The organism is Mesorhizobium sp. 113-1-2 (genome assembly GCF_016756475.1).
Taxonomy (GTDB): Bacteria; Pseudomonadota; Alphaproteobacteria; order Rhizobiales; family Rhizobiaceae; genus Mesorhizobium; species Mesorhizobium loti_C.
In genome coordinates, this window is record NZ_AP023242.1 from 3,886,868 (window position 1) to 3,902,389 (window position 15,522).

General features: G+C 63.9%; 14 protein-coding genes and 1 other RNA gene. 7 read left to right on the forward strand and 8 right to left on the reverse strand.

Annotated features, from left to right (window positions below; all coding sequences use genetic code 11):
• Nucleotides 1-87 precede the first annotated feature (87 nt).
• The 3 genes from JN279_RS18775 (at nt 88) to JN279_RS18785 (ending at nt 2,712) form a co-directional block, all read left to right on the forward strand.
• Nucleotides 88-1,506 carry an FAD-binding oxidoreductase gene (locus JN279_RS18775; RefSeq protein WP_096457475.1) on the forward strand — a complete coding sequence of 473 codons (1,419 nt, stop codon included), beginning with the start codon at nt 88-90 and terminating at the stop codon, nt 1,504-1,506.
• Nucleotides 1,507-2,010, forward strand: coding sequence for a hypothetical protein (locus JN279_RS18780; RefSeq protein ID WP_096447356.1), 504 nt, complete (start codon nt 1,507-1,509; stop codon nt 2,008-2,010).
• A 180-nt stretch (nt 2,011-2,190) separates the two neighbouring features.
• Nucleotides 2,191-2,712 (forward strand): hypothetical protein, encoded by a 522-nt coding sequence (locus tag JN279_RS18785; protein WP_096447354.1) that lies wholly within the window; start codon nt 2,191-2,193, stop codon nt 2,710-2,712.
• Nucleotides 2,713-2,762: 50 nt separating this feature from the next.
• On the opposite strand, the gene JN279_RS18790 is transcribed toward JN279_RS18785, so the two are convergent.
• Nucleotides 2,763-3,731 carry a Dyp-type peroxidase gene (locus JN279_RS18790; RefSeq protein WP_096447352.1) on the reverse strand — a complete coding sequence of 323 codons (969 nt, stop codon included), beginning with the start codon at nt 3,729-3,731 and terminating at the stop codon, nt 2,763-2,765.
• A 132-nt stretch (nt 3,732-3,863) separates the two neighbouring features.
• Between JN279_RS18790 and JN279_RS18795 the strand changes: the two genes are divergently transcribed.
• Entirely contained in the window at nt 3,864-7,853 is a 3,990-nt protein-coding gene (locus tag JN279_RS18795; RefSeq protein ID WP_096447350.1) for an AsmA family protein, read from the forward strand.
• Nucleotides 7,854-7,904: 51 nt separating this feature from the next.
• Entirely contained in the window at nt 7,905-8,819 is a 915-nt protein-coding gene (gene ubiA / locus JN279_RS18800; protein WP_096447348.1) for a 4-hydroxybenzoate octaprenyltransferase, read from the forward strand.
• Nucleotides 8,820-8,844: 25 nt separating this feature from the next.
• On the opposite strand, the gene JN279_RS18805 is transcribed toward ubiA, so the two are convergent.
• Nucleotides 8,845-9,282 carry a MarR family winged helix-turn-helix transcriptional regulator gene (locus tag JN279_RS18805; RefSeq protein ID WP_096457472.1) on the reverse strand — a complete coding sequence of 146 codons (438 nt, stop codon included), beginning with the start codon at nt 9,280-9,282 and terminating at the stop codon, nt 8,845-8,847.
• A 151-nt stretch (nt 9,283-9,433) separates the two neighbouring features.
• On the opposite strand from JN279_RS18805, the gene JN279_RS18810 reads away from it, so the two are divergent.
• Nucleotides 9,434-11,230 carry a chloride channel protein gene (locus tag JN279_RS18810; RefSeq protein ID WP_096447346.1) on the forward strand — a complete coding sequence of 599 codons (1,797 nt, stop codon included), beginning with the start codon at nt 9,434-9,436 and terminating at the stop codon, nt 11,228-11,230.
• Here JN279_RS18810 and JN279_RS18815 read toward each other — a convergent pair.
• The 4 genes from JN279_RS18815 to JN279_RS18830 form a co-directional block, all read right to left on the reverse strand.
• Nucleotides 11,227-11,451, reverse strand: coding sequence for a ribbon-helix-helix domain-containing protein (locus JN279_RS18815; protein WP_096447344.1), 225 nt, complete (start codon nt 11,449-11,451; stop codon nt 11,227-11,229). The genes JN279_RS18810 and JN279_RS18815 overlap by 4 nt on opposite strands.
• A gap of 10 nt (nt 11,452-11,461) precedes the next feature.
• On the reverse strand, nt 11,462-11,656 hold the full coding sequence (locus tag JN279_RS18820) for a DUF4169 family protein (RefSeq protein WP_096447342.1): 195 nt from the start codon (nt 11,654-11,656) through the stop codon (nt 11,462-11,464).
• A gap of 11 nt (nt 11,657-11,667) precedes the next feature.
• Entirely contained in the window at nt 11,668-12,204 is a 537-nt protein-coding gene (locus JN279_RS18825; protein WP_096447340.1) for an SspB family protein, read from the reverse strand.
• Nucleotides 12,205-12,350: 146 nt separating this feature from the next.
• Nucleotides 12,351-13,040 carry a TetR/AcrR family transcriptional regulator gene (locus JN279_RS18830; protein ID WP_096447338.1) on the reverse strand — a complete coding sequence of 230 codons (690 nt, stop codon included), beginning with the start codon at nt 13,038-13,040 and terminating at the stop codon, nt 12,351-12,353.
• A gap of 188 nt (nt 13,041-13,228) precedes the next feature.
• Between JN279_RS18830 and JN279_RS18835 the strand changes: the two genes are divergently transcribed.
• Nucleotides 13,229-14,434, forward strand: a complete 1,206-nt coding sequence (locus JN279_RS18835) for a multidrug effflux MFS transporter (RefSeq protein WP_096447336.1) — start codon at nt 13,229-13,231, stop codon at nt 14,432-14,434.
• Between the two features lie 45 nt (nt 14,435-14,479).
• Here the strand turns inward: JN279_RS18835 and JN279_RS18840 are convergent, their stop codons facing one another.
• Nucleotides 14,480-15,031, reverse strand: coding sequence for an AAA family ATPase (locus JN279_RS18840; RefSeq protein WP_096447334.1), 552 nt, complete (start codon nt 15,029-15,031; stop codon nt 14,480-14,482).
• 109 nt (nt 15,032-15,140) lie between these two features.
• Nucleotides 15,141-15,501, reverse strand: a transfer-messenger RNA (tmRNA) gene (ssrA, locus tag JN279_RS18845).
• Nucleotides 15,502-15,522 lie beyond the last annotated feature (21 nt).

Here is a 15,522-nt window from a genome sequence, read left to right on the forward strand (position 1 = left end):
CTGGTGCTGGACAGAGCCTAGCTGCGGAGACTACGCATCCATAATCGCATAACAAGCGTGGGCGCTGGTCCATTCGCGGAGGAATTCATGGCTCTGAGCGACCTCAATCCGGTCGACCGCAACGAGGAAGGCATCGCCGCGGTGCTCGGCATCCTCAAGCAACAGCTGGGCGAACGCTTCCAGACCGGCCAGGCCATCCGCGCGCAGCACGCGCACACCACCACCTATATTCCGACGCAGGCGCCCGATGGCGTCGCTTTCCCCGAAACGACCGCCGAGGTGCAGGAGATCGTGCGCGCCTGCGCCGCGCACCGCGTGCCGGTCATCGCCTTCGGCGTCGGCTCCTCGCTGGAGGGCCACACCAACGCGCCGGGCGGCGGCATCTCGGTCGACACCTCGCGCATGAACCGCATCCTCTCGGTAAATCCGCAGGATCTCGACTGCACGGTCGAACCCGGCGTGACGCGCGAGGATCTGAACCGGCATCTGCGCGACACCGGCCTGTTCTTTCCGATCGATCCCGGCGCCAATGCCTCGCTCGGCGGGATGGCGGCGACTCGCGCCTCCGGCACCAATGCGGTGCGCTACGGCACGATGCGCGAGAACGTGCTGTCGCTGACGGCGGTCATGGCCGACGGCGAGACGGTGACGACAGGCAAGCGGGCGAAGAAGAGCTCGGCCGGCTATGATTTGACCAGGCTGCTGGTCGGCTCCGAAGGCACGCTCGGCATCATCACCGCGCTGACGCTGAAGCTGCAAGGCATTCCGCAGGCGATCTCCGGCGGCGTCTGCCCGTTTCCGAGTGTCGAGGCGGCCTGCAACGCCGTCATCGCGACGATCCAGATGGGCATTCCGGTGGCGCGCATCGAACTGGTCAATGCGCTGCAGATGCGGGCGATGAAGAATTATTCCAAGCTCGACTATCCCGAGAGCCCGTGCCTGTTCGTCGAATTCCACGGCAGCGATGCCGGCGTCGCCGAACAGGCCGAGACTTTCGGCATGATCGCCGAGGAGAATGGCGGCGGGCCGTTCCTGTGGACCAGCGTCGCCGAGGAACGCACCAAACTGTGGAAGGCCAGGCACGATGCCTACTGGGCCTCGCTGACGCTGCGGCCGGGCGCCAAGGGCCTGTCGACCGATGTCTGCGTGCCGATCTCGCGCTTTGCCGAATGCGTCACCGAGACCGAAGCCGATATCGCCGAAATGGGCCTGATCGCGCCGATCGTCGGCCATGCCGGCGACGGCAATTTCCACGTGCTGGTGCTGATGGATGTCAACGATCCCGAGGAGATCGCGCTGTCGGAAAAATTCGTCGCGCGGCTCAACATGCGGGCGATTGCCATGGACGGCACCTGCACCGGCGAACACGGCATCGGCCAGGGCAAGATCGGCTTCCTGCGGCCCGAGCTTGGCCATGGTGTCGACATCATGCGTTCCATCAAGCAGGCTCTCGACCCGCAAAACATCATGAATCCCGGCAAGATATTGCCCGGCGACGGCCATTAGATGTCAACCGCCGAGACCTTGCTGCCGATCGAGGTGCCGCTGTTGTCCGCTGGCGCTCCGCTGCCTCATGTGTTTGCGGATGAAGGCAGGTTGCTCGTCGCCTACCTCGCCAATACTCCGGATCCGTCTTTCGATGGCACGAATCCGCGCTCGGTTTCGCCGCTGACAGGCAACCAGTCAGTCGCCATCCTGACGGCAGAGCCTTATCTGGCATTTCAGTTCGGCCCGCCTAATGACGAGGCCATCAGTGGCCATCGTCTTTATCCGTTGGGCTTGCGGGCCCACGAGGCATTTGAGGTCCGCAACTCGTCGTGGATCGCTTCTCTGGAAAAGGCAAATCGGGTTCATTCTTCCCATACGCCCGAACTGTTTTCAAACTATCGGCATTTCATCGTGGCGTTCCACGATTCGACGCTCGAGTTCATTGCCGAGAGTTTCTCGACCAGTCTTCACAAGGGAGCGGTTTTGACCGTGCTGATGGAGGCTGTCGGACAGCGCGCCTGAACTCTCCAGGCGAAGGTCTCGCAAGGTCGTCACGCGCGACACATAAGCTCGGGCCTGATGAAGACAACCCGAACACGCCGGGACACAAAGGCTCGTCTTGACCGCGCCACCATTCGGGTCGAGGCTCCCCGGGCGGCAAGCCTGAAAGGACAGGCGTGCCGCCAGAGGAGGAGGATCGTCATGGCCATTTCACGCAAGGAAGAAGCTCGCGCGCTGAGCGCCGATGAAAAGGAATTGGTGGAGAAATCGCACCATCCGGCGGTGCAGGAGCTTTCCGATGCCGACCTTTCCGGCCTGGTCAAGCTGCTGCGGGAGCAGCGCGACAAGGCGCAGACCGAGGCGCACCGCCGCCGGCGTGAGATACGCGGCAAGGGCGCGCCGAAAGGCGCTGCGCCGTCAAAGGCCGACGGCGGTTCGCAGGTCAAGCTCGCGGTGCTGGCAAACGCGATGCGGCGGCTGAATGGCGAGGCCGAGCGGCGGCGCCAACTGGCGGCTCGTATTTCACTGGTCGGCAATGCACGCAAGGCGCTGGCCTTGAAGCAAGGCGCGCCGGCGGACGGTCCCGCGCACAATTCGCGGACGGCTCACCAGGGCATGCGGGCCGTGGCCAACGAGCGGGCGCCGAAGCTGGTGCGGCCGGCGGAACTCGGCCGGCAGCGCAAGGCGGGCAAGGTGGCGCAAGCCAAGCGCGACGCACGCTGAGGTCCCGCGGATAGGGGCCGTCAGGCCCAGCCTTACCGTGCGGCGGGACGTTACTGCTGCGCGCCCTTGACAAGCGCCTGCAGCATCGGACGGGTCGGCGCGAAGAATGTCGTGCCGGTCTGCGGCGTCGAGACGTCGAGCAGGCGGTCATAGGCGCCCGGCGGGTCGCCGACATACATGCGCTGCAGCATTTTTTCGGTGACCCAGAGGTACCTGGAATAGCCGATGAAATAGGTGCCGAACTCATTTTGTCCGGGCCTGCCGAACGGCATGTTGTCGCGCAATATGTCGTATTCGTTGCCGTCGGCATCCTCGATCGTGGCCAGCGACTTGTGCGATTTGCGCGGCGCGTCGTCATCGTCGATCTCGATGTTGTCGATCTTGGTGCGGCCGATGATCTTTTCCTGCTCCGGCGTTGGAATGCGCGCCCAGGCCTGCATGTCGTGCAGGTATTTCTGGACGACGACATAGGAGCCGCCGGCAAAGTCGGCATCCTCGTCGCCGACCAGCGCCGAGGCGGGCAGGTCGAGGCCGGTCGGATTGGCGGTGCCGTCGACAAAACCGAGCAGGTCACGGGCATCGAAATAGCGAAAACCCGTCACTTCGTCGACAACGGTTACATCGGGACCGAGCCGGTCGAGCAGGATACGTTCGAACTCGAAGCACATATCGGGCCGTTCTGCCCGGATGTGGAAGAGAAGGTCGCCCGGTGTCGATGGCGCCGAATGGACCGCTCCCTTGATCGGCGCGAAGGGTTTCAGCTCCAGCGGCCGCCGGCCGGGGCTGAGACGGTCCCAGAGATCGCGGCCGATGCCGGCGATGCAAGACAGGCGGCCGCCAAGGTCGCGGAACCCGACATTCTTGACCAGATCGTCAAGTTCGCCGAGCACGGAGCAGACCTTGGCCAGGGCCGCCTGTTCCGCGGCGACCGTGACGACGAGGAAAATCGCCGATTGTGAAAGCGGCGCATCGACGCTCTGCGCGTCGATCGGCACGCGGTCCCAGTTCTTGCCCGACATTCGAGAATCTCCGCTTTTGCCGGATTTGTTTCAGATCGCCCGGGATGAGGCAATACAGGATGAATTGCCTCTTTATCGACACGCGGATGCGGGTAGAGTGCGGCAGAATTTCAATCAACCTGTTCGGAGCTGATGCTCGCACGCCTGTTCGTGATCTTCGGTGGCTTGTTTGTGCTGGTGCTGTGCGCGGCGCTGGTGGTGCCGTACTTTGTCGACTGGACCGGCTACCGCGCCCAGTTCGAGCGTGAGGCAAGCGCCATCCTTGGCAGAAAGGTGACCGTGCAGGGCGACGCTACGGCGCGGCTGCTGCCATTCCCCTCGGTGACCTTCTCCAACGTCGCCGTCGCCGGCGGTCCCAACGGCCGGCCGGCCATGACCGTCGAGACGTTTTCGATGGATGCGGAATTGGCGCCTTTCCTGCGCGGCGAGGTGCTGATCTTTGACATGCGGCTGGTGCATCCGAAGGCGACGATCGACATTGCCAATGACGGCACCGTCGACTGGGCGATGCGGCCGTCCTCGCCCTTCGACCTCAACCAGATCTCGATCGAGAAGCTGACGGTGACGGAAGGGCAGATCGAGCTGCGCCATGCCGCCGGCGGACGCAGCCATATCTTTTCCGAGATCAACTCGACCATTTCGGCCAAGTCGCTGGCCGGTCCGTGGCGCATGGACGGCACGCTGCGGCTGGACGGATTGCGCACCACGATCGCGGCGTCGACCGGCAAGGCCGAGGGTAATGGCCAGATGCGGCTGCGGCTGAAGGCCGATCCCGACGCCTATCCGCTGGTCATCGAAACCGACGGCAATGCCGGCATCGTCAACGGTGCCGCTGTCTATTCCGGCCAGTTCAAGATTTCCGGCGCCGACAAGAATTCAGCCCAATTGCGCGGCACCGATGGCGAGACGGTGAAGGTCAGTGCCGGCAAGCCCGATCCCGGTTTTCGCCTGAACGGCAAGTTCTCGCTCGACCACCAGAAGCTTGGCGTCGACGAATTCCGTTTCGAGACCGGGCCGCTGGACAATCCCTACACCGCCGACGGCAAGGCTTCGGTCGATCTCGGCCAGAAGCCGAGCTTCGCCATCGAGGCCAATGGCGCACAGGTGCAGTTCGACGAGGCGGTGGGGGGCCAGGCCGGCACCGGCCTTACACTGGATCAACGTATTGCCGGGTTGGAGCAGGCGTTGCTCGATCTGCCGAAGCCGACCATTCCTGGCACCGTCGAGGTCAAGCTGCCGGCGGTGGTGGCGGGCGACACGACGGTGCGTGACGTGCATCTCTCCGCCGAGCCCGTTGAGAGCGGCTGGTCGATCAAATCGCTTGCCGCGACCTTGCCCGGCCGCACCACGCTGGAAGCCGATGGCATGCTTGCGCTCAACGTGCAGGGCCATTTCGGCTTCACCGGTTCGTTGCTGCTGGCCGTGGCGCAACCCTCTGGTTTTGCCGCCTGGCTTTCCAGGGATGTCGACGAGGCGATCCGTCGTCTGCCCGCCGCCGGTTTCAAGGCCAAGGTCGATCTCTCGGAAAACCATCAATCCTTCAGCGATCTCGAACTGATCCTCGGCAAGGCGAAGTTTTCCGGCCGCATCGATTCCAGCCAGCCTGACGACGCAAAGCCATCGGTGCTGATGCGGCTCGAGGGCGGTGAACTCGATGTCGACGGGCTGGCGGCCTTCGCCTCGATCTTCGTCAGCGACAAGGGCGCCAACCGTTTTGCCAACAGCGATCTCGATTTCCAGATAAAGGCCGGCCCGGTCAGCGCCGGCGGTTTGACCGCCGACACGGTCGACACCGCGCTCAGGCTGCGCGACGGCTTGCTTGAAGTCGACCGGCTCTCGCTCGGCGGGCTGGCCGGCGCCTCGATCAGCGCGACGGGCCGGATCAAGGATTTTCCCGCGAGCCCGACCGGCAAGCTCGATGCATCGGTTGTCGCCGTCGACCTGAAGCCGCTGATCGATGTCGCCGCGCAGCATTATCCCGACAATGCGGTGCTGAAGGGGCTGGCGAGCCGCGCGGCCGCCTATCCGGACCTGTTCCAGGACGCCCGCGTCGACCTCGTGGCAAGTGCCGCCGACAATGGCGATGGCACGACCGGCCTGGCGGTAAGCGGACAAGGCAAGGCCGGCGGCACGGCATTTTCTGCCTCGCTGTCGGGGAAGGGGGCGCCCGACAAATTGCTTGAAGCGCCGGTGACGCTGACCTTCAACGCCAAAAACCCCGACGCCACCGCGCTGCTTGCGCTTTACGGCCTGCCGGCGCTGCCGCTCGGCATGCTGGGCGAGGCAACCACCGACATTCAGGCCAAGGGCACATTTGGCGGTGGCCTGGGGACGACTTTCAGCCTTGCCGGCAATGACTTCAAGGCCGGCTTCGAAGGGACCGTTGCCGATACGCCGCAGGGCCCGACCGCCAAGGGCAAGATCAACCTCGATGCCGCAGACATCGAACCCTGGCTGATGACGACAGGCATCGGCCTGCCCGGCATGGGCGCTGGCATGTCGACGTCGCTTTCGGCACAAGGCGATTACGGCAACGGTCTGCTTGTGTTGGACAATGTCAGCGGCGCCATCAATGAGGCAGCGGTGTCCGGCGACGTCAACATCGACGTCAAGGACGGCCTGCCGCATCTGGCCGGCGCGCTGGCGCTTGACGAGCTCGACCTCGATCCGATGGCAGTGGCGCTGTTCGGCGATTCCGCTTTCCTTGCCGACAAAAATGGGGCCGACAAAAATGCGGCTGACAAGAGCGCCAAGGGTGGCGTCTGGCCGGCAGCGCCCTTCAGCCAGAAATCCAGCCTGCCGTTCACCGCCGACCTCGACCTGACGACGGCGGCCCTTGCAGCCGGACCGCTCGCCACCGCCTATGATGCTTCTTTTTCGCTGAAGCTCGACCAGGAAGGCATCCGCGTCTCGGACCTCAAGGCGAAACTTCTTGGCGGGGCGCTGACCGGGCTGTTCGAGTTGAAAAACACTGATGGCACCGGGCTGTTCACCGGCCAGATGAAACTGGCCGGTGCCGATCTGGCAAACGTGTTGCCGGATGCCGGCATTGGCGGCGTCGGCGATTTCTCGACGACGCTGTCGACCAGCGGCAAGTCGGTCGATGCGATGATCGCTGCCCTGTCGGGTTCCGGCACGGCGGCGCTCAAGGGTTTGCAGGTCGCCGGCGTCAATCCCGATGCGTTCAGCGCCTTCCTTGCCAAGGCGGATGCGATCGGGCGCGACATCGATGCGGCCAAGACCGCGGGCTTTGCGCCCGGGATCGCCGCGGATGGCAATTTCCCGGCCAAGGACGCCGACATCGCCTTCACAATTGCCGGCGGCATGCTGCGGGCGCCACCGATCAGCCTTGAAAATCCGGCGGCGACCTTGTCCGCCGATGTCACGGCCGATCTCAACACCAGCACGGTTTCCGCCAAGGGCGCCATCACCTACCGGCCCGGCGACGAGGCGCTGGTCGGCTCCGAGCCGGTCGTCAATTTCACCGCTGAAGGACCGTTCGGCGCCGTCAAGCGGCAGTTCGACAGCGAGCCGTTGGCGCAGTTCCTGACCCAGCGCGCGCTGGAGAAGGAGCAGCAGCGCGTCGAGGCGATGCAGGCGGCGTTGCTGGAGAAGCAGCGGCTGCGGCGCGAAGTGCGCTATTACGCGGCGCTGCAGGACGCGCGCGACAAGGCCGCCGAGGAATTGCGCCAGCAGGAAGAGGCGGCGCGGCTGAAAGCCGAGGCCGATGCCAAGGCGAAAGCGGAGGCTGACGCCCAGGCCCAGGCTGAAGCGGAGGCCAAGGCGAAGGCCGACGCGGAAGCGAAAGCAAAGGCCGATGCTGAGGCCAAAGCCAAGGCGGATGCCGACGCGAAGGCCAAGGCTGATGCTGATGCAAAGGCGGCGGCCGAACAGCAGGCCGCTGACGAGGCAGCCAAGGCGCAAGCCGATGAAGAACAGCGGCAGAAGGCCGAGGAGGCGAAGCGTATCGCTTCGCAGGAAAAAGCGCGACTGGAGGCCGAGCGCAAGGCCGCCGAGCCGAAGGTCGAGCGCGCGCCGCTGCCGGAAGCCAGCGACAATCCGCCGGCCAAGCCGAAGGCCAATCCGTTCACGATCGACAATCTGTTGAAGTCGTTGCAGTAGGCAGACGGTGAATCACCCCGGGGGCACTGCACCCGGAATTTGGATCCAGCGATGACGACTTTGAGCCGCCCGGATTTAAGCGATATTCATCGGGGCGATTGGGTGGATCGCCGATTGCCGCCCGCGTGGCGGCCATATACGCGACTGGCACGGCTGGATCGCCCGGTGGGAATATGGCTGACGCTTTTTCCTTGTTGGGCGGCGCTTATTCAAGCGTCGCACGGGTTTCCGGATCTTCGCCAACTGGCGGTCTTCTCTCTCGGCGCTCTGCTGATGAGAAGCGCCGGCGCCACAGTCAATGACATTGCAGATCGAAGGTTTGACGGCCACGTCGAGAGGACCCGATTTCGGCCGTTGCCGAGCGGGCAGATCGGCACCTCGCAAGCCTTTGTTTTTCTTGTCGTTCAGCTTGCGCTTGCGGCTTCCCTCCTGTTCTTTCTGACCCCCTATGCGCGCCTGATCGCGATATGCGTTCTGCCGCTCGTGTTCATCTATCCGCTTTGCAAGCGATTCACGCATTGGCCCCAAGCCGTGCTGGGCGCAGCGTTCAATTGGGGGATGCTCATGGCATGGGCCGAGATTTCAGGACATGTGCCGGTCGGAGCCGTGCTGATGTGGGCCGGAGCCATCGCGTGGCAGATCGGGTACGACACTGTCTATGCCTATGTTGACGTGAAAGATGATTCCCGTCTTCGCCTCAAATCGACGGCAATCCTCTTCGGGCGGTACGGCAGGGCGTGCATTGGCCTGTTTTATGTCCTGACGATCGCAGCGTGGTCGCTTGGCGGCTGCCTGCTGGGCATGTCGCTGCCTTACGCCATTGGCATGCTGGTGATCACCGCGCACCTTGCCTGGCAGGTCTGGCGGATCGACCTTGCCCGCCCGGAGGTGAATTATCGTCTGTTCCTTGCGAATATTCTAACCGGGGTCCTTCTGGCCTGCGCTGCATTCATCGGAACATGGTGAGCCGCTCATTCAAGACGCCTGAGCGTCACTCGCTGCCCTGATCAAGCAGGCGCCTCAGCACGGGTTCGATGCGCGAAAGCTCGTCGAGATGGGCTGCCGAGAGTTCGGCCAGGCAATCGTCGGCGCGTTCGGTCAGCCGCAGCAGCACGCGGCGATGGTCGTCCTTGTCCTGATCCCGCACGACCAGTCCCGCCTCGCCGAGCCGGTTGACCAGTTCGACGGCGCTGTGGTGGCGGATGCGCAGGCGCTCCGCCAGGTCGCCGACCGTCACCGGTCCGCCGCCCGGATAGCCCTTGATCGCCAGCAGCGCCTGGTGCTGGCGCGGCGTGAGCCCGGCGTCTTCCGCCTGCAGCTGACTGAATTCGAGGAAGCGCCGGATCAGATAGCGGAACTCGGACAGCCGCTGATAGTCGGCCAGTTCGATGGCGGGGCGGGATTTCCTGGGCTGCGTCATTCCAGACATTTGTTCCATTCCGGCAAAAGGCTCAAACGATTTTGCTGCAAAACCGGCTTGAATTTATATCGTGTTACGATACATAGCGAGCCGACAAAGCCGGCTGGCGTCTTCGCCATGCCGGCATATCCGAGATCCGGCCACCGCCAGAAAGCCAGCCATGAAGCCCTCCGAAAACGGCCATCTCAGGGATTTCACCACCGACGCGCGCGTGCTGACCATTGCCACCATAGCCGTGGTGGTGGCCACGGCAGCGCTGTTCGCCGGCATCGTGCTTTTGAAACTGATCCGGCTTGCCACCAACATCGCCTATTTCGGCCAGTTCACGCTCGCCGATCTGAAATTGCAGGATACGCCGCTTGGGCTTGCCGCGGTGGTGGTGCCGGTGATCGGCGCGCTGATCATCGGCCTGATGGCGCGCTACGGCAGCGAGAAGATCCGTGGCCATGGCATTCCCGAAGCGATCGAGGCGATCCTGCTCGGGCGTTCAAAACTCGGCGCCAAGGTGGCGATCCTGAAGCCGCTGTCGTCGGCAATCTCGATCGGCTCCGGCGGGCCGTTCGGCGCCGAAGGGCCGATCATCATGACCGGCGGCGCCATCGGCTCGCTGATCGCGCAAATGCTGCCGGTCAGCGACAACGAACGCAAGACGTTGCTGGTGGCGGGTGCCGCCGCCGGCATGACCACCGTGTTCGGCACGCCGATCGCGGCCATCATGCTGGCGGTGGAACTGCTGCTGTTCGAATGGACGCCGCGCTCCTTCATCCCCGTGGCGGTTGCCGCGATCATTGCCGAAGTCGAGCGTACCGTGCTGCATCTGCCCGGGCCGATCTTTCCGTTTCAGGGTGGCATGGCGGTCTCGTTTGTCGGGCTTGGCGGCTGGGTTCTGGTCGGTATCTGCGCCGGCCTGCTGTCGGGGCTGCTCACCCAGATGGTCTATGCCTGCGAGGATGCCTTCCAGAAACTGCCCATCCACTGGATGTGGTGGCCGATGATCGGCGGCCTGGTGGTCGGCATCGGCGGACTGATCGAGCCACGGGCGCTCGGTGTCGGCTATGACAACATCGCCGACATGCTGGATGGCCGCACGCTTGCTGCCGCCGCGCTGATGCTGTTGGTGGTCAAGGCCATCATCTGGTCGGTGGCGCTCGGTTCAGGGACGTCCGGCGGCGTGCTGGCGCCGCTGCTGATCATGGGTGGCGCCATGGGGGCGGTGCTCGCCGGCATCCTGCCGGCGGCGGATCCGGGCTTCTGGGCGCTGCTGGCCATGGCCGCGACCATGGGCGGCACGATGCGGGCACCGCTGACGGCTACTTTCTTCGCCGTGGAACTGACCGGCAACACGCATGTGCTCGTCCCCTTGATCGCAGCCTGCGCGACGGCGCATGCCGTGACCGTGCTTTTGATGAAGCGCTCGATCCTGACTGAAAAAGTTGCGAGGCGTGGGCATCATCTGGTGCGCGAATATCGCGTCGATCCGTTCGCCCTGACCAGGGTGCGCGAGGTGATGACGTCGCAGGTCGAAAGCGTGCCGGCGACGATGACGCTGCATGGCGCTGCGGCGTTCCTGACCGCGCCGGAAACGCGGCATCCGAGCTTCCCGGTCATCGACGAGAACAGGCAGGTGCTCGGCCTCATCGATCCGCCGGCGATCCTGCGCTGGCGCCGTGCCGGCAAGCACAGGACGACGACGCTCGGCGAATTGTTGGCCGGCAGCAAGGTGACGCTTGCCTATCCCGACGAATATCTGGAAGGCCTTTCGGACAAGCTGCTGATGGCCAACGTCTCGCATCTGCCGGTCGTCGCCCGCGAAAGCCTGCAACTGGTCGGCTATGTCGGCTGGAAGGATCTGATGCGCGTGCGGTCGCGCAAGCAGGCCGAGGAGCGTGACCGCTCGACCTTGCTTGATTTCGGCACAAGGCGCGGGAATAAGACGGACGCGGTCGAGGGAGTCTAGGCGTTCGCCCCACGCTTCGCCCATTCCAGGACATAGAGCCGCAGCGCCGAGGACAGGTTGGTGTCGCGGGGCCGCGTCTCGTCGACTTCGGCGACGAGTGCGGCCAGCGTCAGTTTTCGCGCCGCAGCGATGGCGACCAGATCGTCATAGAAGGGTTTTTCGAGGGAATAGCTGGTGCGATGGCCGCGAATGGTCACCGAGCGCTTTTCGACGACGCTCACGGCCGGAGACTCACTGCTCGTCCTTGCCGGACGGATCGAGGCGATGGCCGGCGACAAATTTCTCGGCCTTGTCGGCAATCAGCCTGTCGCGTTGCTTCTCCGCCTTGGAACGGCCGTGCAGGGCCCGGTTTTGTTCGGCGACGCGCGTCTTCTCGTCCCGCGCCTTCTGCTTGCGAGCCTGGCGGAGGTTGACGATGTCGGCCATGGCCCGGGAGCCTATTTCTTGCGGAAGGCGTCGAGCGAAACCACTTCGGCCCCCTTGGCGCCGGCGTCAGCCGCGGCGGGCTTCTTCTCCGGCTCGGCGGCAGCCTTCGTCTCGGCCTTCGGCTTCTTCTCGGAAACGATGGTCAGCGGCTCGGCCGCCGGCTGGGCCGGCTCCTCGTCGGGCTGGGCATCGGTCTTGACGTCGAACTCGAGCTCGAAATTGACCGAGGGATCGTAGAAGCCACGCACGGCTGAGAACGGGATTTCGAGTTTCTCCGGCACGTCGGAGAAGGACAGGCCTACCTCGAAGCCGGTGTCGGTCACCTTGAGGTCCCAATACTGGAACTGGATGACGATGGTCATCTGTTCGGGATAGCGTTCGCGCAGCCGCGAGGAGACGCGCACGCCGGGCGCGCCGGTCAGGAAGGTGATGAAGAAGTGATGGTTGCCGGGGAGGCCGGTGCGTGCGACTTCGGCCAGGACCTTGCGCATGACGCCGCGCAACGCCTCCTGGGCCAGAATGTCGTAGCGGATGTGGTCGTCGGCCATGTGGTGGTCGGGTTCCGTTGAATCGTCCGCATAGCTGTAATCAAGCTTGAGCGCGGCGTAAACCTGATATAGGCGGCCGCCACGCCTAAGCGAGGACTATTGCCAACGATTTGATCGGCAAGGCGGCCTGGCGGCAACTGCAAATGTTATGCGTTAGCCAGCGCAGTGTGCTTTTTGACGCTGCCCGGGGCAGGGCGTTTGCCGAAAGCGCGCAGGAAAGTGCGCACGCCATTCGTCGCCGATTGCACCACCTCGTCCTCGCCGGGCGTGCCGCCGAGCATGAAGGTGGTCTGCAGTTCGGCATTGACCAGGCCGAGGAATTGGCGCGCCGCGACGTCGGGGTCGTCGATGGTGAGGTGGCCGCCATAGGCGAGGCGAGCGAAGCGGGCGGCAATTGCCGGCCATGTCCTGCCCGGACCTTGTTCGCGCCATTCGGCAAACAATTCGGGATAGCGCTCGCCTTCGGTCTGGATCAGCTTGCGCAGGAATTTTCCGTCGCGGTTGCAGATGCAGTTCTGGTTCAGGCGCACGGCAAAGCCGATCAAATCCGCTTCGAGATCGCCTGGCTGGTCGGGAAAGGTGGCGATGGTGGCGAAGATGCCGACATTGCAGCGCTCGGTGAGGTCGCGCACCACGGCCATGAAGAGCTTTTCCTTGTCGCCATGGTGATTGTAGACGGTCTGGCGTGACACGCCGGCCTCCGCGGCGATCAGGTCGATATTGGCGCCGGCGAAGCCTTCGCGGCAGAACACGCCGGCGGCGGCGTCGACGATGGACAGGCGCTTGGCCTCGTGGCCGCGTGGCGGGAAAGTGTCAGGAGAAACGCTCGCTCTCATGAAAATCTATATAGAGGTGATTGACGATTTGGACAAGAGTGTCTAATTTTGTGGACATACGATAAAGAGATTTCGCACCGGGGACGAATAGAATTCGCTCCTTCGGTGTCGGTGTCTCATGGGATGGAACGTCCTAGGGTTAGACGTCGCCTGGCGGCGGCAACCAGATTTCGAAAGAAGCCAATATCATGAGTCCCAAATTCCTCCGCATCGCGGTCGTGCTCGGCCTGTTGTCCGCCATCGGCCCGTTCGCCATCGACATGTATCTTCCCGCACTGCCGTCGATTGGCGCGGATCTGCACGCCGGCACCGCCGCCGTGCAGATGAGCCTGCTGATCTTCTTCCTGTCGATGGGTTTTGGCCAGATCGTCGTCGGGCCGATCTCCGACATGGTCGGCCGCAAGCTGCCGCTCTATGGCGGCCTTGCGCTGTTCATGGTCGGCGGCATCGGTTCGGCAATGGCGCCGACCATCGAGTGGCTGATCGCCTTCCGCTTCCTGCAGGGCCTCGGCGCCAGCGCCGGCATGGCCATACCCCGCGCCATCGTGCGCGACCTGCACACCGGCAATGAGGCGGCCAAGCTGATGTCCTTGCTGATGCTGGTGTTTTCGGTGTCGCCGATCCTGGCGCCGCTGACCGGCAGCCAGATCATCGAGAATTTCGGCTGGCGCGCCGTGTTCTGGACGGTGACCGGCGCGGCAGCGCTCGCCACCATCCTGCTCGCGACCTCGCTCAAGGAGACGCGGCCGGCTGAGGAACGCGTCGGTTCCTCCTTCGGCACCGCACTTGCCGGCTATCGCTTCCTGCTGGGCGACCGCAACTTCCTCGGCCTGGTGGCGATCGCCGGCTTCGGCATTGCGAGCTTCTTTGTCTATCTGTCGAGCTCGTCCTTCATCCTGATCGACCATTACGGGCTGTCGCCTTCGGTCTACAGCGTGTTCTTCTCGATCAATGCGGTGGCCTTCATCGGCATGTCGCAGCTGACGGGACTGCTGGCCGGGCGCTTCGGGCTGAAGCGCGTGGTGTGGGTGGCAGTCACCGGCTATGCGTCGACGATGGTGGTGCTGTTGGCGATCATGGCGACGGGCGTCGACCGGCTTGACGTGATGGCGGCGTTGCTGTTCGTCGGCTACGGCTTCCTCGGCCTCGTCATACCGACCACGTCGGTGCTGGCCATGGAAGAGCATGGCGAGATCGCCGGTACCGCGTCGGCGCTGATGGGCACGCTGCATTTCGCCATCGGCGCGCTCGCCATGGGCGTCGCCGGCTTGTTCTTCGACGGCACGCCGCTGCCGATGGTCGCCGGCATCACGCTCTGCGCGGTGATTTCCTTCACGCTGGCCAAGGTCACGCTCGGCCGCTCGCGCGAGGTGGTCGAAGCGCCGGCGGAGTAGCACTGTTTGCAAACCCATGAAAAGGCCGGGTTTTCCCGGCCTTTTTTATTTCAGCCCTGCCTTGGCCAGCACGAAACGCAGCCGCGCCTCGACCGGCGCCAGGGGCAGCGGAACCAGTTCGTAGCCCAGCTCCGTATAGACGCCGGCCAGCGCATGGTAAGTGCGCTCGGCCTCGTCCGGTGTCTGCTTGCGTTCTTCATCCTGCGCGAAAATTTCCGGCCAGGGCGGAGCGATGAACACGCGCGGATTGTAACGGAAACGCATGGCGGCGGTTCTGATGTGTGCTGCCGCGGGCAAGCCGCTCAGCCTGAGATAGCCAAGCGTGTCAGGCACGCCGCGATCGAAGAAGACCGGCCCCTTCCGTTCGATCGCGTTCTGATATGAGCGCATCTCCCAGGACAGCATCAGTTCGGCGAATAGCGTGCGATCCTCCCAGGGCAGGGCGGATCCACCAATGGCGCGCTGGTCGCGGATGATGCCGCGTCCGGCTTCGACTGACGTCGCAAAGCCCACCCGGCGCAAGGCTTCGATCAGGGTGGTCTTGCCGGAGCCCGGGCCGCCGGTCAGCACGAAGAATCGATCGGAATCGTTTTGCATTTTTGCCCATGGAGAAGGAAGCACGCGATGCGGGGCTTCGTGGCCGAGACCGTGCGAAGTCCGGACGCAAAAAGCGGCCGTTACGCATGACGTGATTGAGAGGGGGAGAAGTGGAGGTTTCTGTTGCCAGGTACCTCCGAACCCCGCCTAGAAGTGCGAACCCCTAGGGCTTGATTTGAAGCGTTCGCACTGCATTAAGCAGCGAGACGAGCTTCCGCATAGTTGTCGTTGGCAACTATAAGTTTAGCCCGATGACGGCGGTACAATGCCGGGCAAAAGTACGATCTTTACACCTTCGTCGATCCTATTTCGCCCCCAGCAAAAACCGCTCTGTCGTCAACAGCGGCTTTTGGTGGAGGCGCCGGGTACCGCCCCCGGGTCCGAACGGCTTATTTCATCGCCCATTTATCGCCATAGTCGGTCAAGCCGACAAAACGAATATAGGGGGCGTTGCGCGGAAATGAAAGGCCGCAATGAGGCTTTGTCGCTCA